Raw genomic sequence first — 26,086 nt, 5'->3', positions numbered from 1 at the left:
TAAGGTTCATTAAAGGTATGATGGTTATAATAAAGTCATAAGGTAACTACCTACAAATAATTTAATGGAAGTATAGTATGATATTTTCTTGATATAATAAAAAAAAGGAGGTATGTATGTGAGAATTTTAATGGTAGAGGATGAAAAGTATATGGCCGAAGCTATAGAACAAGTCCTAAAGAAAAATAATTACAGCGTTGACTTAGCCTTTGATGGTGAATATGGATTAGACTGTGGGCTTTCAGGTATATATGACATTATTATTCTCGACATTATGCTTCCTAAAATGGACGGAATAAGTGTATTAAAAGAATTGCGTAAAAATGGTATTGAGACGCCAGTGATCTTGCTTACGGCAAAGGGCGAAACTGAGGACAAAGTGAGGGGGCTTGATAGCGGAGCCGACGACTATCTGGCAAAGCCTTTTCACACAGAGGAGTTGATGGCGCGTTTACGTGCCTTAGGGCGGAGAAAAGATGAACTGATAAAGGATAATATTTTACAATATGCAGATATTGAATTGAATCTGCTTACTTTAAATCTTAACTGTAGGAGAAAAGAATTCAAATTGACTTTAAAGGAATGCCAACTGTTAGAGCTTTTAATAAAGCGAAAGGATATTATTATTTCAAAGGATTCCATCATTGAGAAGCTGTGGGGTTACGAAACCTATGCAGAGGATAACAATGTGGAAGTATACATATCTTTTCTGCGTAAAAAATTAAGTAATATAAAATCCCAGGTTAGCATTCAAACAGTGCGAGGTGCGGGTTATGTATTAAAAATCACAAAGGATGGAAGTTGATATGTTTAAAAAACTGCGAAATAGGTTCATTATACTGAATATGTCAATTATTTCTATATTGATGATTGCCGCTTTTGTAATTATTTATTTTACAACCTCCAATAACGTAGAAACAGAAAACAGAAATAGACTTGAATTGTTATATTCAAAACCAAACGTAGCATTTCCTAATCCGCCAGAGGATACAAAAAAAGATAAGATAATCACTGGCGAGATTCTCTCTGATTTTTCTTTTTCTTTCAATATATTTGTAGATTCAGATGGTAATATTATTAAAGTAATATCAAATACTGACATGCTGGAGGAAATATATTTTAAGGCAACGGAACTTGCGTGGAATGAGAAAAAAGATCATAGTGTTATATCTCTTGAAGATAAGCGATGGCAATATAAAATATTTCCTATGAATAGTACCTTTGTGACCCGTGAAAAGGGAAAATCCATAATAAATTTCAATGATAATAATTATCAAATTATATTTTTAGATGTTACAGATTCTCAGAAAACATTGATGGAGTTGCTTACTACATTATTTTTTGTAGGGATTATTATGCTTTTCGTTATATTTACAATAAGTCTTTTCTTTGCCAGCAGATCCATTAGGCCTATTTCAGAGGCATGGGAGAAGCAAAAACAATTCATTGCTGATGCTTCCCATGAATTAAAAACGCCTCTTGCCATTATAAATGCCAATTCTGATGCTCTCCTTTCAAATCAGGATGAAACCATTAAAAGTCAGAAAAAGTGGCTTGATTATATAAAAACCCAAATTGACAGAATGGATAAACTTGTAAATGACCTTTTATATTTGGCTAAGACAGAGGATATAAACAGCAGAACGTTTGAGATGCCTTTTGATATCAGCGAGGTAGTGAATGATGTCATATTATCAATGGAGACTGTAGCCTTTGAGAAAGATATTATGCTTTTACAAGAGGTAGAAGCAAATATCATTATCAAAAGTGACTGTGAAAAAATCAAACAGGTGGTTACTATACTGCTTGATAACGCAATAAAGTATACGGATGAAAAAGGATGTATTGATATTGTGCTAAAAAAAACAAGACATCAGCTGGTATTTTTCATTAAAAACAGTGGCAAGGGTATATCAAAGGAAAATTTGCCAAAGTTGTTTGATCGTTTTTATAGGACGGACCCTGCAAGAACACAGGAGAATGGTGGTTATGGCTTGGGACTGTCTATTGCCAAAGTAATTATAGACCGACTGGATGGTGAAATTTACGCTGACAGCGTGAAGGATGAAAGCACCACGTTTACTTTCACACTTGGATTATAATAGATTCCATATAACCTATATAAGTTGATAAAATTTATTATAGCCTTCTATAGTGATTTCACTATAGGGGGCTTTTTTAGTCTTTGAAAGTAAGCATTTCATTTAAGGTTGGTTAAAGGTTGAGGAATTATAATTATAAATGTAGAATGGTTATTCAAAAAATATAAGGTATTAAAGGAGAGAAAATGAACATGTACATTTTTCAAAATGCACTAAAAAATATAGTGCGAAATCGTGGTAGAAATATTTTGATGGGTATTATCATTTTTGCCATAATTGTTACAACAGTGGTTGCATTGATTATCAACAACACTGCAAAGGGAATTATTGATGATTATAAGACTCGTTTTGGCTCGGAGGTTACAATTACTCCAAATATGGAAAAAATGAAACAGGAGGCGCAAACCCAGATGGATGGTGGCAAAACTACTGTTAGAATGCAGCGTCCACCCATATCATCTGAGCAATATGTTGACTTTGGCGATTCAGAATACATTTTAAACAGCGTTTATACGGCGGCTGTGGGTGTTAAGAGCGAAGCTGTCACCCCAATGGATGCAGATGCTGCCACAGGTGGAACTACCATGATGAGATCAGGAGGGACAAGCAACTTTCAACCGGAAATGCGTCTTTACGGAAACTCTTGGGATGATTTTAATGATGGAAATCGTGAAATTGCAGAGGGCAGGCTGGTGGAAAATAAAGATGAGTGTGTTATAAGCACGGACCTTGCCGAGCTTAATGGTATTTCAGTTGGAGATATCATTACTTTAGACGGTATGCTGAGTGACGAAGAGGACAACACCTATAATATTACGTACACATTGACTGTTGTGGGTACTTTTTATGATACAACAGAAGAATATTCTAACTCAATGTTCAAAAATTCTTATATGAACAGACGAAATGAAATCTTAGCTGATTTTGATACGGTTTTAGCTCCAATGGAGTCAGGACAGAGAGGTATTGAAATCACTGCTACCTATTATTTGAAAAACCCGGATATGCTTGCAGATTTCAAAAATCAGGTATATGCAAAGGGTTTAAACGAAGTATATGATGTTACAACAGATGAAGCAAGCTATCATAAAATTGTGGGTCCGGTTGAAGGATTAAAGAGCATTTCTGTTACCTTTATGATTATTGTTTTAATTCTTGGTGGTATCATTCTTGCACTTCTTTCTTCAATTTCCATTCGTGAAAGGAAATATGAGGTTGGTGTTCTAAGAGCCATGGGTATGAAAAAAGGAAAAGTAGCTTTGGGACTTTGGACGGAAATACTTATTATAACCTGTGTCTGCCTAGTTATTGGAATAAGCTCAGGCACACTTGCCGCACAACCCGTAGCCAACACTCTGCTTAATAATCAAATTGCAGCGGCAGAGGAAGTAGAAGCTAAAGCAAGTACAGGAGGCCCTAAAATGGTCATAGTAGGTGGAAAAGCGGCGGGAAGCACAAATGTAGAGCCACTTGATAATATGGACGTTTCTCTTGGATTTGATACAATAGCGGAAATTATCGCCATCTCATTACTTCTTGCTTCGGTTTCAGGAATTGTTTCCATAGGTAAAATCACAAAATACGAACCTATTAAAATACTCATGGAAAGGAATTAGGTGAAATATATGAGCGTATTGATATTAAAAAATGTAACCTATAAATATGAAAGTGCAAAAAAAATAGTTTTAAATGCTGTGAGTGCAGAATTTGAAGCAGGAAGAGTTTACACAATTGTAGGAAGATCCGGCTCAGGAAAATCCACCCTGCTGTCCCTTATGTCAGGTCTTGATGTCTGCACAGGGGGCGAGATATTGTATGACCAGAGAGATCTCAAAAAAATTGACCGCGACAAATACAGGGCAAAGGACATTGGTGTGGTGTTCCAAAGTTTTAATCTTTTAACAAATGCAACCGCCGTGGAAAACATTGTCCTGTCCATGAATATTAGCGGTAGCGCCGAAAAGGATAGAAAGACTTTTGCATATATGCTCTTGGAGAAGGTAGGTATTGACAGAGAAACCGCAGATCGTAAAATACTAAGGCTTTCGGGTGGAGAGCAGCAGCGTGTGGGCATTGCAAGAGCCTTATCCCACAGTCCCGATATTATCATAGCGGATGAACCTACAGGTAACTTGGATAAAGATACCGAGATGGAAATCCTCAAAATTTTTACTGCCCTTGCTCATGAGGAGAATAAATGTGTTATTATCGTTACCCACTCCAAAAAGGTCACTTCTGTTGCCGATGTAGTTTTGGGTATCAATGAAGGTAAACTAATTCAGGTTAAGCAATAAGTAAGAAATTTGATAAAACAATAATTTAGATAAAAAGATGCAATGGGAAACTTGATTCGCATAGTTTGATATTTAATAAACTTATTTTAAGACTTACGATGACATTATGAACATTTAATCTTTATTTCACTCCTGTACACTTTCATGTATGGAACATAATAAAAGGGAGAAAAATTAAAATGGGAAAAGAAAAATTGCATTATAAAGCAACCTTTATGAAAATAGTAAGTCTTTTATTATTAATTACTGCATTCATTATTTTTTGGAAAGCAGTCAGGAATCAATATGCTGTTAAAGTCACTGGGAATAAGGAAAACAAAACAATTATTAATTATGAAGACAATTCTTCTAAAGTGAACAAATCTTTAGCAGTTACATTGATTATGCAAGAACCAGAGCTAATGCGAGGATGTGAGGTAACCAGTCTTGCGATGCTTTTACAATATATGCACATAGATGTGGATAAAATGGAACTTTCGGAAATGATAAAATATGTTCCATTTATGGATGAAAAGGGACGAAATGGGAATATGCACGAGGGTTTTGTTGGCGATATGGAAACATTCAATAATCCTGGTCTGGGTGTTTATGTGGAGCCAATCATTGAATTAGCACAAAAATATGTTTCACACCAAAGAATTATAAATCTCACGGGAAAAAGTATGAGAGATTTATATGATCAAATTGATCAAGGTCATCCAGTTTGGGTGATAAACAACGCAAACTTTCAGGTATTATCTTCTAATCAATTTAAAACTTGGAATACCAAGATTGGAGAGATGGAAGTTACCTATCAACAACATAGTGTGGTTATTACAGGTTATGATGATGACTTTGTCTATATTAATGATCCACTCTATCCGGAAGCTAATCGAAAAGTAAATTCTATAGATTTTGAAAATTCATGGAAGCAAATGGGATCCCAAGCAATGACGATTAAAGAATAATTAAGCCAATAGTTGTGGATAAAGGTAAAACAATTACAAAGGAAGAATTTCTTGAACCAAAGGACGGTTCAAGAAATTTTATTTTAAATCTATTTCTATTTATTAAGACTGAATATTCTGTTAAGATTAAATTGTGAATAATTTGACATATAAATTTTATCTTTATATAGATGGTAATAATGAAACTACATAATGCGAATAGGCTGTTATTTTCAACATCTATGTTACTTAGGGTTAAGGGGTGAAAACATGGGTAATTATATGGAATTTATTATGAAAGCTTGGCGTGAGTTTGTGGAATATGATAAGGTCAATGAAGAAATTAAAAAGGATATAAGAGATTCATGGATAAGATGTAAAGAATACGGTGTAGATTATATGGATGGAAGAGGTGTGGGAGAATATAAAATTCCTGTAGAAATTAAAATAAAAGAGAATGTAGAGTTAGTTTCAGTGGCACATTCTATAATGGAGAATTTATACAACACAATATCAGGTTCAGGTTTTGCTTTATTCCTTGCAGATAAAGATGGATATATACTAGATGTTATTGGTGATGAGAATATCTTAGAGAAAGCTAGTGCTTTAAGATTTACAAAGGGAGCTTTGTGGTCAGAAAAAGCTGTAGGAACTAATGCTATAGGAACTTGCCTACACTTAGACAAACCAATACAAACTATAGGAGCTGAGCATTATGGAATACACCAGCATGCTTGGACATGCTCCTCAGCACCTATCCATGATAGTGATGGGAAAATATTAGGATGTATAAATATGTCTGGTATATGTAAAGATGCTCATCTACATACCTTAGGAATAGTTACTGCAGCAGCTGAATCCATAAAGAAACAATTAGAACTTATACTATCCTATAATTTACTAAATATAACCTTTGACTCCATTGGAGAGGGTATGATAGTTATAGATGAAAAATTTAATATTAAGAGAGTAAATCATAGAGCAGAAGATATTTTAGGTATAGATCAAAGGGAAATATTTAAAGTAGATATAAAGAAAGCCTTAGGGAATTTAAATTTTAATTACATTATAGAAAATTATGAGGAAAGTTATAATAATATTGAATGTGATTTTCATATAAAAAATAAGAGAATAAAATGTATATTAAATGTGGTACCCATGAATACCAACAATAGGCTTATGGGGGTAGTTATAACTTTTAGGGAAAGTAAATCAGTACATAAATTTGTAAATAAAGTAGTGGGTTATAAGGCCACCTATAGGTTTAAAGATATTGTAACTAGCAATGAAAAAATGATAAACATGATAAATTTCGCAAAGAAGGCTGCAAGTAGTGATTGCAATATATTAATAGAAGGGGCTAGTGGCACAGGTAAAGAGTTAGTAGCTCAAGCTATACATAACTACAGTGAAAGAAGTAATGGGCCTTTTGTAGCTGTAAATTGTGCTTCAATTCCTAGAGAGCTGATGGAAAGTGAACTTTTTGGTTATGATAAAGGAGCTTTTACTGGAGCTGCTAAAGAAGGACATCCTGGGAAATTTGAACTAGCTGATGGGGGAACTATTTTTTTGGATGAATTAGGAGAACTTCCTTTAGATATGCAATCTAAACTATTGAGAGTCTTAGATAACAATACAATTGTTAGGGTTGGTGGAAATTACGAGAAGAAATTAGATGTGAGAATAATAGGTGCAACAAACAAAAAGTTAAAAGAGGAAATAAGTAGAAAAGCCTTTAGAGAAGATTTATATTATAGGTTAAATGTAATGAATATAAGAACAATTCCTTTAAAAGAAAGAAAGGAAGATATAGAGGTACTAGTAAAATATTTTATCAATAAGCTCAATATAAAAAATAAGGATAAATATAAGCGTATGAAAAAAGACTACATAAATCAACTTAAAAAATATGATTGGCCTGGAAATGTAAGAGAGCTTAGAAATGCTATAGAGCGAGATTATTACTCCAGTGAAAGTGATATAATCTATATACAGTCTTCAGAGAATGGGCAGATGATAGAAAGCAGTTTTAGTAATGAAAAAGCCGATGATTTAGAGAAGATAGTGCCTATAGAAATTTTAGAAAAAGAAAGCATAATAAAAACTATTAATCTTTGCGGAGGTAACATAGTAAAATCTGCAGAAATGCTGGGAATAAGTAGAGCTACCATCTATAGAAAAATAAAGAAATATAATATATAAGTTGCAATTTAATTTATATAACATAGTTAGTAAGAATTAAGAGGCTATATAAGAATAAAGGGGGATTGGAAATTAAATGAAAGAATTAATGGAAATTACGGAGAAGAAAAATTCAGAATTTTATAAATATTATTTTTCAAACCCAGAGAAGCAAATAATAGCTAATGAATTTTTAAAGACATCTATTAGTGATATGGCATTTTCATCTGCAAATGCAAACAAACTCAAATTTGAATTTTCCATAGAAATACCTACTGATGAAATGATTGGAAATATTCTTGATGATTATATTGCTGTTATTTCTTTACCATATGATGAGCTTCCATATGGTAAAGCTTGTGTATTAAATGATGCGTTTAAAATTATTGGTGGGAAAGATGTAAAATTTCTTAATCTTGAGTTGAAAGAAATGAAGAAATTATCTATAGAACAGCTAAAAGATGGATCTGCTATTGTTTGTGCATGTGATGACGATAAAATGTGTAGAGAAGAACTGCAAATATGGGATGATAATAGTTTTGACTATGAAAGTGTAACAGGTTTCTCATTTGATATGTCAAGAAAGGATTATCTTCAGTTGAAGGCAGGAATGATATCACATTATATGATGATAACCGGTGTTAATATTAATAAAGATGAAAAGCCAGATAGATGGAAACTTGAAAATAGTTATGAAATAGATGGAGTACACGGTGGGTATTATATCTGTTCCGATACTTGGTATGATAAGTATATGTTTAATGCTGTTATTCATAAAAAGTATCTCACAAAATATCTTATGGATTATGAAGGAAATAATTATAAATTTGATATATGGGAAATTTTTTGATTTGTTATGTGATGTTTATATAGGGCGGTTTGTTTTTTAATTATCAATAAATAGCATAATATATGTATCAAAATGAGAAAATAATATAGACAATCTCAAAATGAGTCACTAAAATGTGTATCGTTTTGAGATTTTTTATTTTAAGAACTGTTTCTGGCATTAAATCGAACATAATCAAAATTTAATTATAGAGATGATTATTATAGAAATATGGCACAATATAGCCATTTACAGCAGGAAAAATAAAAAGAATTAAATAATATTTAAAAAAGTACCACAGGTTAATTTATTGGTATAATAATTGCTTTATAAATATGTGAGAAGATTCACAATATACTTAATTATTATTTTTAGGAGGTACTTTTATTATGAAAGCAGCGCTATGGTATGATAAAGAGGATATTAGAGTTGAAGAGGTAGAGGAACCAAAGGTTACTAAAGGAAATGTGAAAATCAAAGTTAAATGGTGTGGAATATGTGGTTCAGATTTACATGAATATTTAGGAGGACCTATTTTTATACCAGTTGGACAACCACATCCCTTAAGTGGTAATGTGGCACCAGTAGTTTTAGGTCATGAGTTTTCAGGAGATGTTGTAGAAGTTGGAGAAGGTGTAACTAATTTTAAAATTGGAGATAGGGTTACTGTAGAACCTATAGTAGCTTGTGGAGAATGTCCAGCCTGCAGAGAAGGTAAATATAATCTTTGTTCTTCCCTAGGATTTCATGGACTTTGTGGTAGCGGTGGAGGACTTGCAGAATATACGGTATTTCCAGAAGAATATATACATAAAATACCAGACAGTATGTCCTATGAACAGGCAGCATTAATAGAGCCAATGGCTGTAGCACTTCATTCTATTAGAATTTCTAATTTTAAAACAGGAGATACTGCAATTGTACTTGGTTCAGGACCAATAGGACTTGCTACTATTGAATGTTTAAAAACAGCAGGAGCAAAGTTAGTAGTAGTATTACAAAGAAAATCAATAAGACAGGAATATGCAAAGAGAGCAGGAGCAGACGTTGTTCTTGATCCAAATGAAGTTGATATAGCTAATGAAGTTAAAAAGCTTACTGGTGGAACTGGTGTAGATGTAGCATTTGAAACCACAGGGGCAAAGATAGGTTTTGATGTAGGATTAGATAGCTTAAAATATGAAGGAACTATGGTAGTAACAAGTATTTGGGAAGAGGATGTAAGCTTTAATCCTAATGCCTTAGTGTTTTCTGAAAAGAAAATAGTAGGAACCTTAGCTTATAGACATGAATTTCCAGCTACAATTGCACAAATGAAGGATGGAAGAATTAAGGCAGAAGGATATATAACTAAAAAAATAGTTCTTGATGATATAGTAGAAGAAGGCTTCGGAGCCTTAACAGGTCCTGAAAAGAAAAAGCATGTAAAAATTCTTGTAACTCCAGATAAATCCCTTTTAAGTGAATAAAAAATTTTTAGAGGAGAAACTGGAAACAGTTTCTCCTTATTTATAATATACCACTAGCACTCTAGTCTATTATTTCTTTTCATAGTGACTAATAAAAAGGTTATGGAAATCATTAATATAACAGTAGTTATTATTCCCCCTCTAATCCATACTTCCCGCATTGTACCAAATACAAAACCGTCTACTATTGGGTGTAATTCTGATTGACTACAGAACGTATGTTTGATAAACTTTATTTATACATATTATACAAAAAATACTATCTAAGAGGGGGAATTTTCTTGAATTCAGAAGAATTAATACAGTCTATTTCAAATATTGTGGAGGAACAAAGTAAGAAAGATACCAATGTATTTGGATATGAGGGGTGGATTTATCATGTTACCACTGTAGTTAAATATGCAAAATTGTTGGCGGAAAGATTAGGAGCAGATAAAGAAATAGTTGAAGTAGCAGCTTTGTTGCATGATTATGCAAGTGTAAAAGACTCATCAATGTATAAAGAACATCATATATACGGGGCAATTGAAGCAGAAAAGATTTTAAAAGGTTTCAATTATCCAGAAGAAAGAATAAATAAAGTTAAAGACTGTATTATTCAGCATAGGGGAAGCGTACCACTTGAAAGAACCACTAAAGAATCAATATGTATTGCAAGTGCTGATGCCATGGCTCATATAGACCAAGTACCATCTCTATTACATCTTGTATACTATAAAAGGAAAATGGAGGTAAGTGAAGGTGCTAATTGGGTAAGGGCAAAGATTGAAAGAAGTTGGAATAAACTATGTCCTGAAGCCAAAGAAATTATAAGGGACAAATATGAAAGCGCTAAAATTGTGCTTAAAAGTTAATTTAAAGTGATGTAGAGATATATATAATATTTATAAAATGCCAAGTAAGGAAGCCTCATAGGTTTTCCTTGAAAATACAATATTATAAACACTAGGTTTAAAGCTAGGGAGGAAGGGATTTATTTTATGAACTTAATATATGGAACATATAATCCATCTAAGCTTGAAAGTATGATAAAGATGCTAGATGGACTTAATATTTCTATTGCTAGTCTTGAAACTCTTGATATGGACTTAAAAAAGGCTGAAGAAACTGGTAAGGATCCATTAGCGAATGCAACACAAAAGGCTATATCTTATTTTAAACAAATTAAAAAGCCTATATTTTCTTGTGACTCTGGGTTATATTTTGAAGGTGTTGATGAAAGTGATCAACCAGGGGTATTGATAAAAAGAATTCATGGAAACAATTTGACTTATAGAGAAATGCTCAATTATTATAGCAATTTAGCAGCAAGATATGGAGGGCGATTAACTGCCTATTATAAGAATGCCATATGTCTAGTAATAGATGAGAATAATATTTATAAATATGATGGTAAAGATATATGTTCTGAAAAGTTTTATATTGTAGACAAGCCACATGTGAAATATAGAGAGGGTTTTCCCTTAGATTCCATATCTGTAGAGATAGAAAGCATGAAATATTATTATGATTTAGAGAGTAGCAAAAGTGAAAGTTTAGGTTTTATTGATGGATTTAGAAATTTTTTTATTAGAAGCCTAAAGAATTATTTAAATATTAATTCATCTGACAAACCAATATGCTTGGAAACTGAGAGATTGAGATTACGTGACCATAAAATGGAGGATTTAGACACGCATCATAGATTATTTTCAGATAAAGAATCCATGCATTATTTACAGGATATAATGACAAATTCAATAGAGGAGTCTAGAGAGAATTTACTAGCTGCTATTGATGATATAAATAATCCAAAGAGGACAAAATATTTCTTGAGAATGGAAGATAAGAACACCAAGGAGCATATTGGAGAAATAGGGTACACAGTAACAGATTTTACCCCTGTAGGTAAGCTAGTACATTTAGGATATTTTACTTACCCTGAATATTGGAATAAGGGATATACCACAGAGGCTTTGAAGGAAATAATGAGATTTGCTTTTGAGGGCAATGAGGTTTTTAGAATTACAACTGGTTGCATAAAAGAAAATATTGGCTCAGAACGAGTGATGGAAAAGTGTGGAATGCTAAAAGAAGCTGAATACAAAATGATGGAATGGCATGACGGAAGGATGAAAGACAGAGTTTCTTATAGAATATTAAAAGATGAATGGAGAACTAATTTGTAAAATGAATAATATAGAAGTAATTATATGGCTTTTTCCTATACTTTTTATTTTCCATGATTTTGAAGAAATAATCTTTATGCAAGTATGGATAAGTAAAAATAAGGGCTATTTATGTGATAGGTTTCCTAAATTATCAAAAAAGTTACTACCGCATTTTGATAATATTACAACATCATCTTTCGCCTTTGGAGTAGCGGAAGAATTTATTTTAATTAGCATAATTACAGTTATTTCCTATGTTGTGAATTGGTATAGTCTATGGATAGGCTTATTTATTGCCTTTACTTTGCATTTATTAATACATTGTTTTCAAGCGTTGATAGTAAGAAAATATGTCCCTGCTATTATTACAAGCGTTATTTGTTTGCCTATTTGTATTTATATCATTAAGCAAATAATGCAGGTATTTACGTTAAATACCATCATTTTGTATAGCGTTCTGGGCTTTATAGTTATGGTAGTCAATTTAGTTATCATTCATAAGGTCATGGATAGATTTAGTGAATGGTTAGCACGATATGGACAGCAAAGTCAATGAACATTTTATGCAGAAAGGGGACCTTTGATTCACACTAGGGATTAATCAAAGGTCCTCTTTATTTATTTTTATAATAGAATATAGCAAGTTGCGTCCTGTCTCTGAGTTTCAACTTTTCCAAAATGGTGGTTATACTGTTTCTAACAGTGCCTTCGCTTAAATATAGCTTATTGGCTATTTCTTTATTGCTAAGTCCTTCAGCTACAGTGGTGATAATGTCTAGTTCCTTTTCTGTAATACCAAAGGATGAAAAATCAGCTTTACTGCTTTCATTAATTAGATATGGAATTTTTGAAACAATATCATGACCGAAAACGCTTTGTCCCATATGTACAGCCCTTAGTGACGGCACAATGCATTCAAAATTCTGTTTTATAATATAACCCTTAGCGCCTATTTTGAAAGTTTTTATTATATATTCATCATCTGAAAAAGTAGTTAGAAATAGTATTTTTGCATTTTTGTATGTGTTTAAGATAGATTCTGCTGCCTCTAGTCCTGTCATGGTTTCCATTCTTATATCAATTAATAGAATATCAGGCTTTAAACTGTTATAAAGTTCAATAGCTTCCTTTCCATTGTAGCCAGTGCCAACTACAGAAATATCTTTTTCTGCTTCTAATATGGTTTTGAGAGATACACATACTAATTTATCATCATCAACAACTACTACCCTCATATTTTTTAACCAATCCTTTCAAAATACTTATTTTTTCGGTATTGAAATAAAAATTCTAAAACCTTTGTCCGTACTAATATTAACGTTGCCATCTACAGCAGTAATTCTATCTGTAATGCTTTTTATTCCGATGCCGTGTTCACTATTATAGCTAATTTGTGTACCGTTGTCCTGTATAACCAATTGATAAAGTGCTGGATGTTCACGAATTAGCACTGAAGCCTTGGTGGCATTAGAATGATTTAAGATGTTTGATAAAGCCTCTTTTGTGACTGTAATAAAGCAATACTTGATATTTTTTTCTAAGTTTGTTTCCACATCATAATCGAATTTAATAGAGCAAAAATTAAAGCTATTAATTAACTTTTGTATTTCAGTTTGCAAGTCTATTGATTCTTCATGCAAATCATGTACGCTGCTACGTATGCTATCCATGGCTTCTGACAGGGTACTCTTTATAAGTTTCAAGTTTTCTTTCGTTTCTTCATCTTTATTTATGGCAAGTAGTGCCCCAATTTGCAATATGGATCTTGAAAGTAAATGTCCCACATTATCGTGAATATCCCTTGCTATTCTATTTCGTTCTTTTAAAGTTGCAAGGTGTATTTCATAATCCTGTTTTTCCAAAAGATTTTTATTTTGTTTTTCAAGCTGCATTGATATTTCCTTAGTACTATCACGAAGTTTATAATAATCTTCTTCCACATTTTGAAGAGAAACAGTACGGTATTTTAAAATATAGGCAGCAAGAATAAAGGATGAAATTAACCACTTTGAGAGGAACAGTGTCTGAGTAGAATTAGTAATCACTGGTAGAAATGATAACACCCATAGCCATTTGATTTTAAGAAATACTGCATCATAACCTATGAGAGGAATAAAGAATAAGAAAACTGGTTTAAAAAAGCAAAGAATTAAATAAGCAGCGAATACAGCTATTGTAATACGTTCATCTTCCAAGTAGCTTAGAATTGCACTTAAGATTATAGCAATTAGAATTGGTACAATCATATATATGTAATCTGCATTATGTATATATAGTGCAGAGGAAATAATAAAAATAATCAGTTTATCAATTAATTTTTTCATTCTATTTACCAAACCCTTACTTTGTAAGAATATTCATTACATATAAATTCTAGCACTTTATTTTATAGTGCTCAAGTTTATTGTTACATTTGTCATATCTAGCTTGGAGTTTAATCACTTATAAATCACAAATAAATATATTATGATTAATATATGAAGATGAGAATGGTGTTGTGTTTTAAGCAGCAGCATCCCGAGAAAATTTATTAAATCAATAATGGGAGGGATACTTATGGTAATAAAGGTTAAAAATCTAGTAAAAAGATATGATGATTTAATTGCTCTAGATCATTTCAATCTGGAAGTAAAGGAAGGGGAAGTATTTGGCCTCTTAGGGCCTAACGGTTCTGGTAAAACTACTGCAATCAACTGTATTTTATCCCTGCTCAAATATGACAAGGGTACCATAGAAATTTATGATAAACCTATGTCCCCAGATGCTTATGATATTAAACGTAATATTGGTATAATCATGCAGAATGTTGCAGTTTTCGATGAATTGAATGTTTTTGAAAATATTGATTATTTCTGTGGACTGTACATTTCAGACAAAATGAACCGTCGTAAACTTGTAGAGGAAGCTATAGATTTTGTTGGGCTTAAGGATTTTAGAAAGTTTTACCCCAAAAAGTTAAGTGGTGGTTTACTTCGTAGATTAAATATTGCCTGTGGTATTGCACATAAGCCCAAGCTAATTATTCTAGATGAACCCACAGTTGCAGTTGACCCCCAGAGCCGAAACAATATATTAGAGGGAATACAACGGCTTAATAAAGAGGGAGCTACAATTGTGTATACTTCTCACTATATGGAAGAGGTTGAGGAAATCTGCACACGGATAGCCATTATGGACAAGGGAAAAATAATAGCAGCAGGGACCAATCAGGAACTAAAAGGAATGATAAATTCTGGTGAAAAACTTACTGTTGAAATATTTAAAATCCATAACAGCATTTTGGAGGATATTAAAAATCTTCCCAATATAGTTTCTGCTGAATATAACGGCAATTTACTTGTTGTAAAATCAAGCAGAGGTAAAAATAATTTAGTTGCTTTGATGGATTATTTAAAATCAAAGAATATTACTGTTGGAAAGATTTATTCTGAGCCACCTACCTTGAATGATGTATTCTTAGAAATAACAGGTAAAGGGCTTAGAGATTAAAGGAGGAATATTATGTTTTTGCATAACTATCTGTACAGGCTTAAATGTATTGTAAGGGACAAGCAAACCATGTTTTGGACTTTTTTATTTCCAATACTTTTGGCTACATTATTTAATATGGCTCTTTCAAATATTTTAAGTGCAGAAGCTTTTTCAGAAATTAAAATTGGAATAGTTAATAATGATGAATATAAAAAGAATATAGATTTTATTAAGGCTATTGAGTCTGTTTCAAGTTCTAATAATAGTTCAAGGGAAAGTAATCTATTTGATATAACGTATACATCAAAGGACGAAATGGATAAGCTTCTTGAAGATAATAAAATTGAAGGTTACATTTATTTTAATAATGGAATAAAGCTTGTTGTGAAGGAATCTGATATAAATCAAAGTATTATAAAAAGTTTCCTAGATGACTTTAAACAAACCACCTCTACAATGGTAACAATTATTAGTAATAATCCTGCTGCAGTTGAAAATGGGCTTTTAAATAGCATAGGAAACAGAACTAATTATCTTAAAGAAGTTACTGGTAGCAAAGCTGCTCCTAATACCGTTGTAAACTACTTTTACACTTTAATTGCAATGGCGTGCCTATATGGAGGTTTTTGTGGACTTAAAGAAGTAACCGCCATACAGGCTAATCTATCTCCACAGGGAGCAAGAGTTAACGTGGCTCCTACACATAAGTTAAAGCTATTCTTGGCATCTATATTTGCCGCAACTACAGTTCAGCTAGTTGAAATATTTGTTTTACTGGGGTATTTGGTTTTCATACTAAAAATAAGCTTTGGTAATCAATTAGGGTATATAGCACTGACTTGTGTAATAGGCACAATTACAGGAGTAACCTATGGTACTTGTATTGCCACAATAGTCAAAAAAAGTGAGGGTCTTAAAATTGGAATTTTAGTTGGAGTTACTATGATAATGTCATTTTTGTCAGGTATGATGTACGAAAAAATGAAATATATTATTAGTACAAATGTCCCTATATTGGGATATCTTAATCCAGCAAATTTAATAACGGATAGCTTTTATTCACTATATTATTATAATACCCACACGCAATTTTTCACAAATATAGCTCTCCTTTGCGGCTTCTCTGTGGTTTTCAGCATAATTACCTACTTAGTATTAAGGAGGCAAACCTATGCAAGTCTATAAAGCTTTTTTAAAAGTAATTTATAAAAATTTATCTCAAATAATAATTTATTTTGTGGTATTTATATCCTTTGCAATAGCTCTTGCAAATACTAATGCTAAACCTACAAATATAAATTTTACTCAAACCAAAGTTAATATAGCTTTTATAAATGGTGATACAAATTCAAGGTTAGTAGAAGGTCTAAAGGATTACCTAAGTAAAAATACCAACATTGTAAATATTCCAGAGGGTACTCAAAAGTTGCAAGATGCTTTATTTTTCAGGCAGGTAGAATATATAGTAAAAGTGCCTAAGGGCTTCACAGATGGGTTCATAAGTGGAGAAACACTACAGCTAGAAAAGACTACAATACCTGGTTCAACTAGTGAAATATATATTGATAGTATAATCAATAAATATTTAAATACTGCAAAAACCTATACTATTATCATAGAGAATTTATCTGAGGAACAGCTTTTAAGCTATGTTGATAAGGATTTAGCACAAAAAACTGAAGTTATGCTAAATAATCCTGTAGAGGAAATTTCTAAAAATGAAAAGAGTGCAGTCTATTTTAACTATTTAGCATATTCATTGTTTGCAATATTAATTTTAGGTGTTTCCTCTGTTATGATGGTGTTTAATAATACAGATTTAAAAAAACGAAATTTTTGTTCACCGGTAAAACTTAGAAGCATGAATTTCCAAATGATATTAGGAAACTTTAGTTATGCAGTACTGGCTTGGTTTGCAATGATTGTTACAAGTTTTATCATGTATGGAAGTTATATGTTTACTGCCAGGGGCTTGCTATTTCTCTTAAATTCTTTTGTATTTACTTTAACAGCTTTGAGCATAAGCTTTTTAATTGGGAATGTTATAAAGAGTAAAGGGGCAATGTCTGCAGCAGCCAATGTGGTTTCATTAGGTACTTGCTTCATAAGTGGAGTGTTTGTGCCTCAAGCTTTGCTAGGCAAAACAGTATTAACAATTGCAAGCTTTACACCAAATTACTGGTATGTAAAATCTAATAATATTATAGCTGATATGGTTAACTTTAATATGGAGAATCTTACACCTATATTTTTTAATATGCTCATAATGGTTGGATTTGCAGTGGCTGTGCTTACGGTTACTCTTGTAGTGATAAAACAAAAGAGAATGAGCAATTAGGAATTGAATCATTATTTTACATGGCTACAGGGTCAAGAATTAGAAGTAGAAAGGTATAATAAATTGGCAGAAGCAGACACTAAAAGGAGCTACATCGTGTTAAAAAAGCTAGGACACAAAAAATATAGAAAAAGAAAAGGAGATACAATGATAGAGAGAAAAGCAATAATAGAAACAGGATGGAATTTTGATAACAGTTATGCTAAACTGCCGAAAGCATTTTTTACTAACATCAATCCAACCCCTGTAAGTTCACCGGAGTTGATTATTCTCAATTATCCTTTAGCAACGTCATTGGGGTTGAGTGTTCAGGAACTGCAAAGTAATGATGGCGTAGCGGTGCTTGCGGGTAATAGGATTCCAAAAGGCGCGTTACCACTTGCGCAAGCTTACGGAGGACATCAATTTGGGCATTTCACTATGTTAGGGGACGGCCGCGCTGTACTCCTAGGTGAACAAATCACGCCTCTAGGTCACCGTGTTGATATTCAGCTAAAAGGTTCAGGTAGAACGCCATACTCACGTGGAGGTGATGGTCGAGCAGCACTTGGACCCATGTTACGGGAATACATCATCAGCGAAGCCATGGAGGCCCTTGGAATTCCTACCACTCGCAGCTTAGCAGTGGTGACAACAGGTGAGACAATAATTCGCCAAACCGAGGAACAGGGTGCAATTATGACTCGGGTGGCTGCCAGTCATCTGCGTGTTGGAACCTTCCAATATGTTTCAAAATGGGGAAGTGCTCAGGAGCTCCAGGACTTGGCTGATTACACATTGCAAAGACATTTTCCAGAGGGTAACACTGATGAGAACCGATATATTTTCCTACTTCAGGAAGTGATTAAGGGTCAGGCTGAGCTCATTGCCAAATGGCAACTGGTTGGATTTATTCACGGGGTGATGAACACTGATAACATGACCATTAGTGGAGAAACCATTGATTATGGTCCTTGCGCCTTCATGGATGCCTATGATCCAGCAACGGTATTCAGTTCCATCGACCTTCATGGCCGCTATGCTTATGGCAATCAACCGAATATTGCAGCGTGGAATTTGGCGAGATTTGCAGAAACCCTATTGCCACTGATTCATGAGAACCAAGAGCAGGCTGTGGAACTGGCTCAGGATGCGATTTCAAATTTTACTGAATTGTATCACCATAATTGGCTGGTGGGAATGAGAGCAAAGTTGGGGATATTTAACCAAGAACCACAGGATGAAGCCCTTATTGAAGATCTCCTCAGTATGATGCAGAAGTATGGTGCGGATTATACCAATACCTTCCGCGCATTAACTTTTGATAAGCCTGAGGATACAGTGCTGTTTGGCACCACAGAATTTGCTCAGTGGTATGAACTGTGGCAGACGAGACTAGGCAGGCAGCAGGAACCAAAAGCTTCCTCCCATCAGTTGATGCAAAGCAGCAATCCCGCCATAATTCCGCGGAACCACCGGGTAGAAGAGGCCCTAGAAGCCGCAGTGAAACAGGGCGATTATAGCGTGATGGAACGGCTGCTTCAGGTTCTTTCGAAGCCCTACGCTCACTCTCCCGAACAGGATGAGTACTCCACATTGCCTGAACCATCAGCCTGTTCTTACAGAACCTTTTGCGGTACCTAATATAGAAGCATTGGACCAACTAAATAACTTTTTTCATCTATGCCGAAAGCCATAATTTTATTGTTACTGGGCGTCATTTTCTTAGAAAATATATTTATAGGAATGTGTTATGACTTCATCAATAAGAGATATATCTTTTTTATATAAAACTAAATAATTTCTTAAGACACCATATTATTCAAAAATGAATTTTATGGTGTTTTTATTTAGTGTAGGTGTAACATATGTTTTACCAAAACTATGAAATGTATTAGTGGTAATTTAGTAAAATATGGTATAATTTAGAGTGATTCTACATTGTAATCTATTATTCACTAGTTTTTTAGAGAATTAAGGAGTGATTTAAAAATGAAAGATTCTTTTTTAAAACCTAAGGTGCTTCTTGTTGGTACATTTCATATGAGACAAACATCAGATATGTATAATACTGAATTAGACAATCTTCTTTCGCCTACAAGGCAACAAGAAATTTGTGAAGTTGTAGAAAGATTAAAGCAGTTTAGTCCAACAAAAGTTGCTTTAGAAGTTGTTATATAACATTAAATAAATGAAATAGAAATCAAGGAGGATAATAATGGTCAATAAATTGCTTTATCTATTAATCGGATTTATAACATTTTGGATAGTACATCTTTTAGCTATAGGTGCGGGTTCAGCAATTGGTTCTGGTCCTTACGAGATAGGGATTGTAGTTGCCGCAATTTCCATATTATCTGCAATAGTAGTAGTATGCACATTAATAATTGTTGATGAAATAAAAAAACAGGCTAATGCAAAATAATTAATATTAGAAATAATATTTATAAATTAAGAAGATTATTTACATTTTACGTTAATTGGAGGAATACACATATGGATATTATTTTTGATTTAGGAGAAGCAGATGATATTGATGAATTAGAACGGCTTTATAACGATTTGAATGACCATTTGGAAAAAGGAGCAAACTATCCTGGCTGGGAAAAGGGCATATATCCTGTTCGGCAAAATGCAATTGATGGAGTTAAACATGGTAATCTCTATGTAGCAAAACATAATGGGAAAATCATTGGATCTGTTATTTTAAGCCATGAACCTGAACCTGCATATTATAAAGCTAAATGGGAATTTGAGTCTGACTATTCAGATGTTTTTGTTGTATATACATTTGTAGTGCATCCAAAATTTTTAAAATATGGTGTAGGCAAAGCATTAATGGACTTTTCTATTGAACATAGTATTAAGTCAGAAGCTAAATCAATTAGGTTGGATGTTTACGAAGGTAATATACCTGCCATTAAGCTATATGAAAAATGTGGTTTTAAATATATTGATACAGTTGACTTGGGCCTTGGAAACTATGGGTTGAACTGGTTTAGACTATATGAAAAATTACTATGAGATAATAAGCATAATCTTATGTAGCATTTACTGTATAATCTACATACATTGTAAAAAATCAAGAGCAGAGATGCTCTCCCAATTGTGCAATTAACTGCACAATATGCAAAGCGGTTTTTTTACAGGTTTTATATAATAATTTCAAGGAGGTGAATTTATGGATTGGCATAAAGGCATGAATGAAGCAATTGATTATATCGAAGGCAATCTAAGGGCTGATATTGATTATTCAGTTGCTTCAAAATTTGTGTGTTGCTCTGTTTGGGAATTTCAAAGAGTATTTTCGTTCATGGCAAAAATTCCACTATCAGAATATATACGCCGCAGACGATTGACTCTTGCAGCATATGATATTCAAAATGGGAATGAAAAAATTCTAGATGTTGCATTAAAATACGGATATGATTCACACTCCGCTTTTACACGTGCATTCAGTCAACTACATGGAACAACACCAACTTTAGCGCGAAAAACTGGTGTCATGCTTAAGACATATCCACGGATATCCTTCAAATTTATTATTCAAGGAGTAGATGAAATGGATTATAAAATTGAACAAAAAGAAGAAATGAAAATTATTGGTATCAATAAAAAAATGCACACCACTGACAACGCACACTACAGAGAAATAGGGACTTTTTGGCATGAATTTGAGGAAAGAAAATTGTATGATAGCTTAAAAAAGCACTCGGTAGATCACAATGTATATGCTATTACAACATATAATAATGAACCTAATTCTTTTTATTATATGATTGGTGTTGAATATAACGGCATTGAATTTGATAAGAGCTACCAGGTTATAACAATTCCTGCTGGGATGTATGCAATTTTTCAAGTGCCAGCCGAAAGCGAAGGAGATGTAGGAGCATTCACTATGGGAATTTTTAATGAATGGCTTCCTGCTACTGGTTATCAATTAACAGGTGGAGCAGAAATAGAATGTTGTACTAAGGATGGAACAGTAATATTAATGCCAATTAAAAAATAAGCCTTAATCTAATTTTAAATATACAATTTTTATCTTTCAATCGGAAGCGGTAAAAAACTTGTCAATAGGATTAGTTTTCTACCGCTTATTTAAAAAAGATTATCCAATAATAGAATGTAGATACAACATTTACTATAATATGGTATAATTTTCTTGGCATTCATTGTGCCATGTAGAATGTTGAGAGATAAGATTAGTTATATTTTTCTAATGAAACAGATATAGCTAAATATTTAATAGCCCAGAGTATTTTAAAAGGCTAACTAATAACTTATAAGAGGAATAAAAGAGTATAGAAAGGAAGTGAATTTTAGTGTGGTTTGGTACTTGTTATACCCTCTCTCACTAAAGATAAATTATGTTATTTAAAGATATAGAAACAGAAAGGTTATTTCTTAAAAATATAGCTATTGATGATAGAGATTTTATATTTAGTCAGTTTTCAGATGATGTAGTGAATAGATATTTATTTGATGCGGAACCAATAACTGATATGGAAGAAGCAGATGAAATTATTGGGTTTTATATACAGCCTGAACTACGATTTCAACACCGTTGGATTATTCTGCGGAAATCAGATGGCATGAAAATGGGAACATGTGGGTTTCATTGTTGGAATCAAGCAGATTGTAAAGTTGAAGTTGGTTATGACATGAAAGAAGAATTTTGGGGAAATGGTTATATGCAAGAGGCGCTGAAAGAAATCATTGAATTCTCAAGGGAGGAGATGCACGTAAAAGAGATAAGTGCATGTATTTATATTGACAATGAAAGGTCAATCCGTCTTGTGGAAAACCTTGGATTTGTTTTATCGGGTTCAAGCTATGAATTATTTAGAGAGAAGGAATACTTGCATAATAAATATTCCCTTTATATGTTATAAATTTTAAAAATAATTTTTAATTGTAAAATATTATAAAGTAAATATTATTTATACCTTAGGAGGATGAATTATGAATGCTTTTCAATTAGCAACCGAATTAATGAAAGAACAGCTTGGTTCCGATGTAGTTATCGCCCTTGCCACTTGCGCCGAAAATGGTGTAAATGTGCGTAATGTTGATGGATATTACAAAGATGGTGCAGTTTATGTTATGACTTATGCAACTTCACAAAAAATGAAAGATATTGAACAAAAACCAAATGTGTCAATCTGTAAAGACTTAATGTGTGCACAGGGAGTTGGCAAAAATTTAGGGAATCCAAAAGCTGAAAATAATAAAAGTTTGAGAGAAGAATTAAGAAAGGTATTTGTTGCCTTTTATGACCGCCATGTCAATGAAAATGATCCATATACCTGTATTTTGAAAATCACTTTATCTTCCGCAATTGCATTTAGTAAAGATACAAAATATGTGATTGATTATACTAATGAAACTGCAACAGCAATACCTTTTGTAAATGATATTATTCAATAGAGACCTTTAATATGAGGAAATAGATGATGTAGCCGATCAAACATAATGTTATTTTTTATGGTGATATGCTTTGAGTAGATTATATAATACTAAATACTTATAAAGATTGTATTAATAATAGCTTTAGAGTTGGTACAACCTAGTAATATATGATGAATAAAATTTGTATTTTAGAATTTTAAATGGGATGTATAGTAAATGAATTAATTAAATATACTGTTGATAATTTATCATTAAGTAAAAGAAATTGAAAGTGAGATTATAAAGATGAAAGTAGGAAGAACAATAAGAGTTTTTGAAGATGAAAAGCGAAGAGAAACATTAACAAATACAAATGAGAATAGAAGGGTAGTTATTAGTTTTTATTATCCAATAGATGAAGAATGGAAGGAAGAAGGACAAGCATTCTACAGAAATTTATATAGTCCAAGAGAAGATAAGTTCATTGAAAGATTCAAAAATGTAGTCATTTTAAATAATGAAACAGAAAAGGAAAGTTATCTTAAGAATATAAAAACTAACATATATAATGATGCACCTATAAGTAAAGAAGAAAAAGTATATCCAGTAATTCTACAGTCAACAGGACTTGGAGCGCCTAGAGATTATATGACCTTTAATATTGAAAAACTAGTTGAAGAAGGTTTTGTAGTATTTACCATAGAACACATTTATGACAGTATGTTAACAGTGTTACCAAATGGAAAAACAATTGTGCCGCCCCAAAAAGAGTTAACCCAAGAAGAGAAAAATAATCTAATAGATATTAGGGTTAAAGATATTTCATTTATATTAGACACAATAGAAAAACTAAATAAAGAAGATTCTGTTATAAAAAACAAGCTTGATTTGCAAAACATAGGATTGGTAGGACATTCTTTAGGGGGAGCTGCTGTATTCAAAGCTTCTCAGTGTGATTCCAGAATTAAAGCAACAGTACTATTCGATGGTGCATTACAATTTTTTAATTTAAGTAAAGGGTTAGAAGAAAATAAGAGATTAAATATTCCAGTGTTAAATCTTAGACGAAGTACTTATAATTATGAAGCATCTATGAAAATGTTTATTGACTATTTGAAAGATAACTCTGATGCTGAATCTTTTAAAAAACAAATTATACTATATGACGATGTCCTAAGAAAATCAGAGATTGAACAGAAAGAGCTTTATAAATATTTGTCAGGTTATAAGTCTTTCATAAAAGTCAATGACACGACGCATATGACCTTTACAGATTTTCCAATAATACAAGGAGAAACATCTTCTGTACAGAAAGCACAGATAGTAATAAACGACTTAACTGTAAGGTTTTTTAAGGAATTTTTATGTAATAAAGAAGGAGAGTATAGTCACTTCATTAAAAATGATGAGAGTATAATCTTAATATATGAATAGTATTGATTTCATAAAAAATAATCTTAAATAATTATGTAAAAGAGTATTTTTAAGCCTCAAGATATGTTTAATATGAAAAAAATATTTCGGAATATTCTTAAAATAACAGGTAACAACTACAAAAGCAAATAAATATTGAGGAGGAATTTATATTGACCACATTTTATCTTATTAGGCATGGAGAACCAACATATAAATCTATTGATGAAAGAAATTTTATCGGACATGGAAGAGATTTAGCGCCGTTAACCCCAAATGGAATTAAAGGAGTAAAATATTGTTTATTAATTTTTTGAGGGAGAAAAACATATGGAAAGAAGAATAAGAAATTCAGCTAAAGCGCTTATTATCAAAGATGGTAAAATGTTGGCAACCAAAATAAATGATAACGGAGATATTTTTTATATTATGCCTGGTGGTGGGCAAGAAACAAATGAATTATTGTCAGAAGCAGTTAAGCGTGAAGTTGCGGAAGAAATCGGGATAGAGATCCAACCCAAATCCCTTGAATTTGTTGTAGAAGGATTAAAGGGTGAATCATTTCATAGGATAGATTTGGTATTCCTATGTGAGTATATTGGTAAAATAGAAAAAGCAGAGCTTCATGGCGACCATAATCAAATCGGTTTTGAATGGTTACCTATCGAAAATCTAATGAATACACCCTTGTATCCATCGAAGCTTCGTTCCCAAATCATTCGACTTTATCACAACGAAAAAACACAAGTTTATCTTGGAAATGAAAGTATGGAATAACTTCTACGATAAAATGAGAAAATTCAACTTTAGATAAGACAATGTTTTCTTATCAGACTTTTTATATAATCGAGAAAATCATAGTAATTATTTTGATCTTTACAGCTCTTCTTCTGAATGGATTATTGAATTGGACAAAATTCTTAGTGATAATGCTGCTAAGCTAAGTAGAAATTTATTTGAATGGGAGGATTCAAGCTTATCTTCAATTTCAAAAGTTAGCCAAAGAATACCAGAAGGATTTCAATTTAAAAAAAAATGGATGCATCTTTATTTGAGAAGTATGCAAAAGAAGTAGATTCATCATATTACACATTATGGGAATCATGTAATAACTTTATTTCAAATGGGTTTGGTTTTTGTATATTAAAAGATGGTGAGTTTGTTAGTGCATGTAATACATATTATATAAAACAAGGACATGCAGAAATTGATATTATAACAAAAGATAAATTTAGAAAACAAGGATTTGCTTTAATAACATGTTCAGAGTTTATTAAACATTGTGTGAAAAATAATATTAAACCTGTATGGGATTGTGATGCAGGAAATGAAGCCTCTAATAGTTTAGCAATAAAACTTGGGTTTAAGAGTGGAGAAGCTTATCAGATGCATTGGTGGCATGAAAATAAAAAATTTGTTGAATCCTATTTAAAGAATTTTAATTATAATAGTTAACATCTATATTTACGATTTTAGGTGTTTAGATTAATTAATTATACCAAATTATAGAATATAGGGATGATATTTACTATAATATGGT

General features: G+C 32.3%; 27 protein-coding genes. 25 read left to right on the top strand and 2 right to left on the bottom strand.

Translation table 11 applies throughout. The annotated features are described in order from the left end of the window. Nucleotides 1–118: 118 nt before the first annotated feature. The 11 genes from ACI48Q_RS12250 to ACI48Q_RS12200 all read left to right on the top strand — a co-directional run bounded on the left by ACI48Q_RS12250 (nt 119) and on the right by ACI48Q_RS12200 (nt 12,507). Nucleotides 119–805, top strand: a complete 687-nt coding sequence (locus ACI48Q_RS12250; RefSeq protein ID WP_474919364.1) for a response regulator transcription factor — start codon at nt 119–121, stop codon at nt 803–805. Between the two features lies 1 nt (nt 806). Then, nucleotides 807–2,102 carry a sensor histidine kinase gene (locus ACI48Q_RS12245; RefSeq protein WP_474919363.1) on the top strand — a complete coding sequence of 432 codons (1,296 nt, stop codon included), beginning with the start codon at nt 807–809 and terminating at the stop codon, nt 2,100–2,102. Nucleotides 2,103–2,287: 185 nt separating this feature from the next. Beyond that, nucleotides 2,288–3,718: an ABC transporter permease gene (locus ACI48Q_RS12240; RefSeq protein ID WP_474919362.1), complete on the top strand. Its 1,431-nt coding sequence runs from the start codon at nt 2,288–2,290 to the stop codon at nt 3,716–3,718. Nucleotides 3,719–3,727: 9 nt separating this feature from the next. Beyond that, entirely contained in the window at nt 3,728–4,396 is a 669-nt protein-coding gene (locus ACI48Q_RS12235; protein WP_474919361.1) for an ABC transporter ATP-binding protein, read from the top strand. A 179-nt stretch (nt 4,397–4,575) separates the two neighbouring features. Further along, a complete protein-coding gene (locus ACI48Q_RS12230) occupies nt 4,576–5,343 on the top strand; it encodes a C39 family peptidase (protein ID WP_474919360.1) in 768 nt (255 codons plus the stop codon). A gap of 249 nt (nt 5,344–5,592) precedes the next feature. Beyond that, a complete protein-coding gene (locus ACI48Q_RS12225) occupies nt 5,593–7,524 on the top strand; it encodes a sigma-54-dependent Fis family transcriptional regulator (protein ID WP_474919359.1) in 1,932 nt (643 codons plus the stop codon). Between the two features lie 76 nt (nt 7,525–7,600). Continuing rightward, nucleotides 7,601–8,353 (top strand): C1 family peptidase, encoded by a 753-nt coding sequence (locus tag ACI48Q_RS12220; RefSeq protein WP_474919358.1) that lies wholly within the window; start codon nt 7,601–7,603, stop codon nt 8,351–8,353. Nucleotides 8,354–8,721: 368 nt separating this feature from the next. Next, the gene (locus ACI48Q_RS12215; protein ID WP_474919357.1) at nt 8,722–9,801 is read left to right on the top strand and encodes a 2,3-butanediol dehydrogenase; all 1,080 of its coding nucleotides are present in this window, start codon (nt 8,722–8,724) and stop codon (nt 9,799–9,801) included. Nucleotides 9,802–10,082: 281 nt separating this feature from the next. Continuing rightward, complete coding sequence (locus ACI48Q_RS12210) at nt 10,083–10,655, top strand: HD domain-containing protein (RefSeq protein WP_474919356.1); 573 nt, start codon at nt 10,083–10,085, stop codon at nt 10,653–10,655. A gap of 126 nt (nt 10,656–10,781) precedes the next feature. After that, nucleotides 10,782–11,969, top strand: a complete 1,188-nt coding sequence (locus ACI48Q_RS12205) for a non-canonical purine NTP pyrophosphatase (protein ID WP_474919355.1) — start codon at nt 10,782–10,784, stop codon at nt 11,967–11,969. A 1-nt stretch (nt 11,970) separates the two neighbouring features. Next, nucleotides 11,971–12,507, top strand: a complete 537-nt coding sequence (locus ACI48Q_RS12200; RefSeq protein WP_474919354.1) for an HXXEE domain-containing protein — start codon at nt 11,971–11,973, stop codon at nt 12,505–12,507. 58 nt (nt 12,508–12,565) lie between these two features. On the opposite strand, the gene ACI48Q_RS12195 is transcribed toward ACI48Q_RS12200, so the two are convergent. After that, nucleotides 12,566–13,186 carry a response regulator gene (locus tag ACI48Q_RS12195; protein ID WP_474919353.1) on the bottom strand — a complete coding sequence of 207 codons (621 nt, stop codon included), beginning with the start codon at nt 13,184–13,186 and terminating at the stop codon, nt 12,566–12,568. A 27-nt stretch (nt 13,187–13,213) separates the two neighbouring features. Then, nucleotides 13,214–14,275, bottom strand: a complete 1,062-nt coding sequence (locus tag ACI48Q_RS12190; protein ID WP_474919352.1) for a sensor histidine kinase — start codon at nt 14,273–14,275, stop codon at nt 13,214–13,216. 232 nt (nt 14,276–14,507) lie between these two features. Between ACI48Q_RS12190 and ACI48Q_RS12185 the strand changes: the two genes are divergently transcribed. The 14 genes from ACI48Q_RS12185 to ACI48Q_RS12120 all read left to right on the top strand — a co-directional run bounded on the left by ACI48Q_RS12185 (nt 14,508) and on the right by ACI48Q_RS12120 (nt 26,001). Then, nucleotides 14,508–15,440: an ABC transporter ATP-binding protein gene (locus tag ACI48Q_RS12185; RefSeq protein ID WP_474919351.1), complete on the top strand. Its 933-nt coding sequence runs from the start codon at nt 14,508–14,510 to the stop codon at nt 15,438–15,440. A 12-nt stretch (nt 15,441–15,452) separates the two neighbouring features. Then, nucleotides 15,453–16,607: an ABC transporter permease gene (locus tag ACI48Q_RS12180; RefSeq protein ID WP_474919350.1), complete on the top strand. Its 1,155-nt coding sequence runs from the start codon at nt 15,453–15,455 to the stop codon at nt 16,605–16,607. After that, entirely contained in the window at nt 16,594–17,760 is a 1,167-nt protein-coding gene (locus ACI48Q_RS12175; RefSeq protein ID WP_474919349.1) for an ABC transporter permease, read from the top strand. The genes ACI48Q_RS12180 and ACI48Q_RS12175 overlap by 14 nt, the downstream gene beginning before the upstream one ends. A 147-nt stretch (nt 17,761–17,907) precedes the next feature. Then, complete coding sequence (locus ACI48Q_RS12170) at nt 17,908–19,383, top strand: protein adenylyltransferase SelO (RefSeq protein ID WP_474919532.1); 1,476 nt, start codon at nt 17,908–17,910, stop codon at nt 19,381–19,383. A gap of 348 nt (nt 19,384–19,731) precedes the next feature. Then, on the top strand, nt 19,732–19,920 hold the full coding sequence (locus ACI48Q_RS12165; RefSeq protein WP_474919348.1) for a hypothetical protein: 189 nt from the start codon (nt 19,732–19,734) through the stop codon (nt 19,918–19,920). Between the two features lie 37 nt (nt 19,921–19,957). After that, nucleotides 19,958–20,164 (top strand): hypothetical protein, encoded by a 207-nt coding sequence (locus ACI48Q_RS12160; RefSeq protein ID WP_474919347.1) that lies wholly within the window; start codon nt 19,958–19,960, stop codon nt 20,162–20,164. Between the two features lie 71 nt (nt 20,165–20,235). After that, nucleotides 20,236–20,763 (top strand): GNAT family N-acetyltransferase, encoded by a 528-nt coding sequence (locus tag ACI48Q_RS12155; protein WP_474919346.1) that lies wholly within the window; start codon nt 20,236–20,238, stop codon nt 20,761–20,763. Between the two features lie 157 nt (nt 20,764–20,920). After that, entirely contained in the window at nt 20,921–21,754 is an 834-nt protein-coding gene (locus ACI48Q_RS12150) for an AraC family transcriptional regulator (RefSeq protein WP_474919345.1), read from the top strand. A 358-nt stretch (nt 21,755–22,112) separates the two neighbouring features. Then, nucleotides 22,113–22,637: a GNAT family N-acetyltransferase gene (locus ACI48Q_RS12145; protein ID WP_474919344.1), complete on the top strand. Its 525-nt coding sequence runs from the start codon at nt 22,113–22,115 to the stop codon at nt 22,635–22,637. Nucleotides 22,638–22,707: 70 nt separating this feature from the next. Further along, the gene (locus ACI48Q_RS12140; protein WP_474919343.1) at nt 22,708–23,172 is read left to right on the top strand and encodes a pyridoxamine 5'-phosphate oxidase family protein; all 465 of its coding nucleotides are present in this window, start codon (nt 22,708–22,710) and stop codon (nt 23,170–23,172) included. 267 nt (nt 23,173–23,439) lie between these two features. Further along, a complete protein-coding gene (locus ACI48Q_RS12135; RefSeq protein ID WP_474919342.1) occupies nt 23,440–24,567 on the top strand; it encodes an alpha/beta hydrolase family protein in 1,128 nt (375 codons plus the stop codon). Between the two features lie 152 nt (nt 24,568–24,719). Continuing rightward, entirely contained in the window at nt 24,720–24,863 is a 144-nt protein-coding gene (locus ACI48Q_RS12130; protein WP_474919341.1) for a hypothetical protein, read from the top strand. A gap of 13 nt (nt 24,864–24,876) precedes the next feature. Continuing rightward, entirely contained in the window at nt 24,877–25,323 is a 447-nt protein-coding gene (locus ACI48Q_RS12125) for an NUDIX domain-containing protein (protein ID WP_474919340.1), read from the top strand. Between the two features lie 258 nt (nt 25,324–25,581). Next, nucleotides 25,582–26,001 (top strand): GNAT family N-acetyltransferase, encoded by a 420-nt coding sequence (locus ACI48Q_RS12120; protein WP_474919339.1) that lies wholly within the window; start codon nt 25,582–25,584, stop codon nt 25,999–26,001. Nucleotides 26,002–26,086 lie beyond the last annotated feature (85 nt).

The organism is Clostridium sp. LXY-7, from assembly GCF_056172015.1.
The sequence above is the reverse complement of the archived record's forward strand: the minus strand, read 5'-3'. Positions and strand labels throughout refer to the sequence as shown.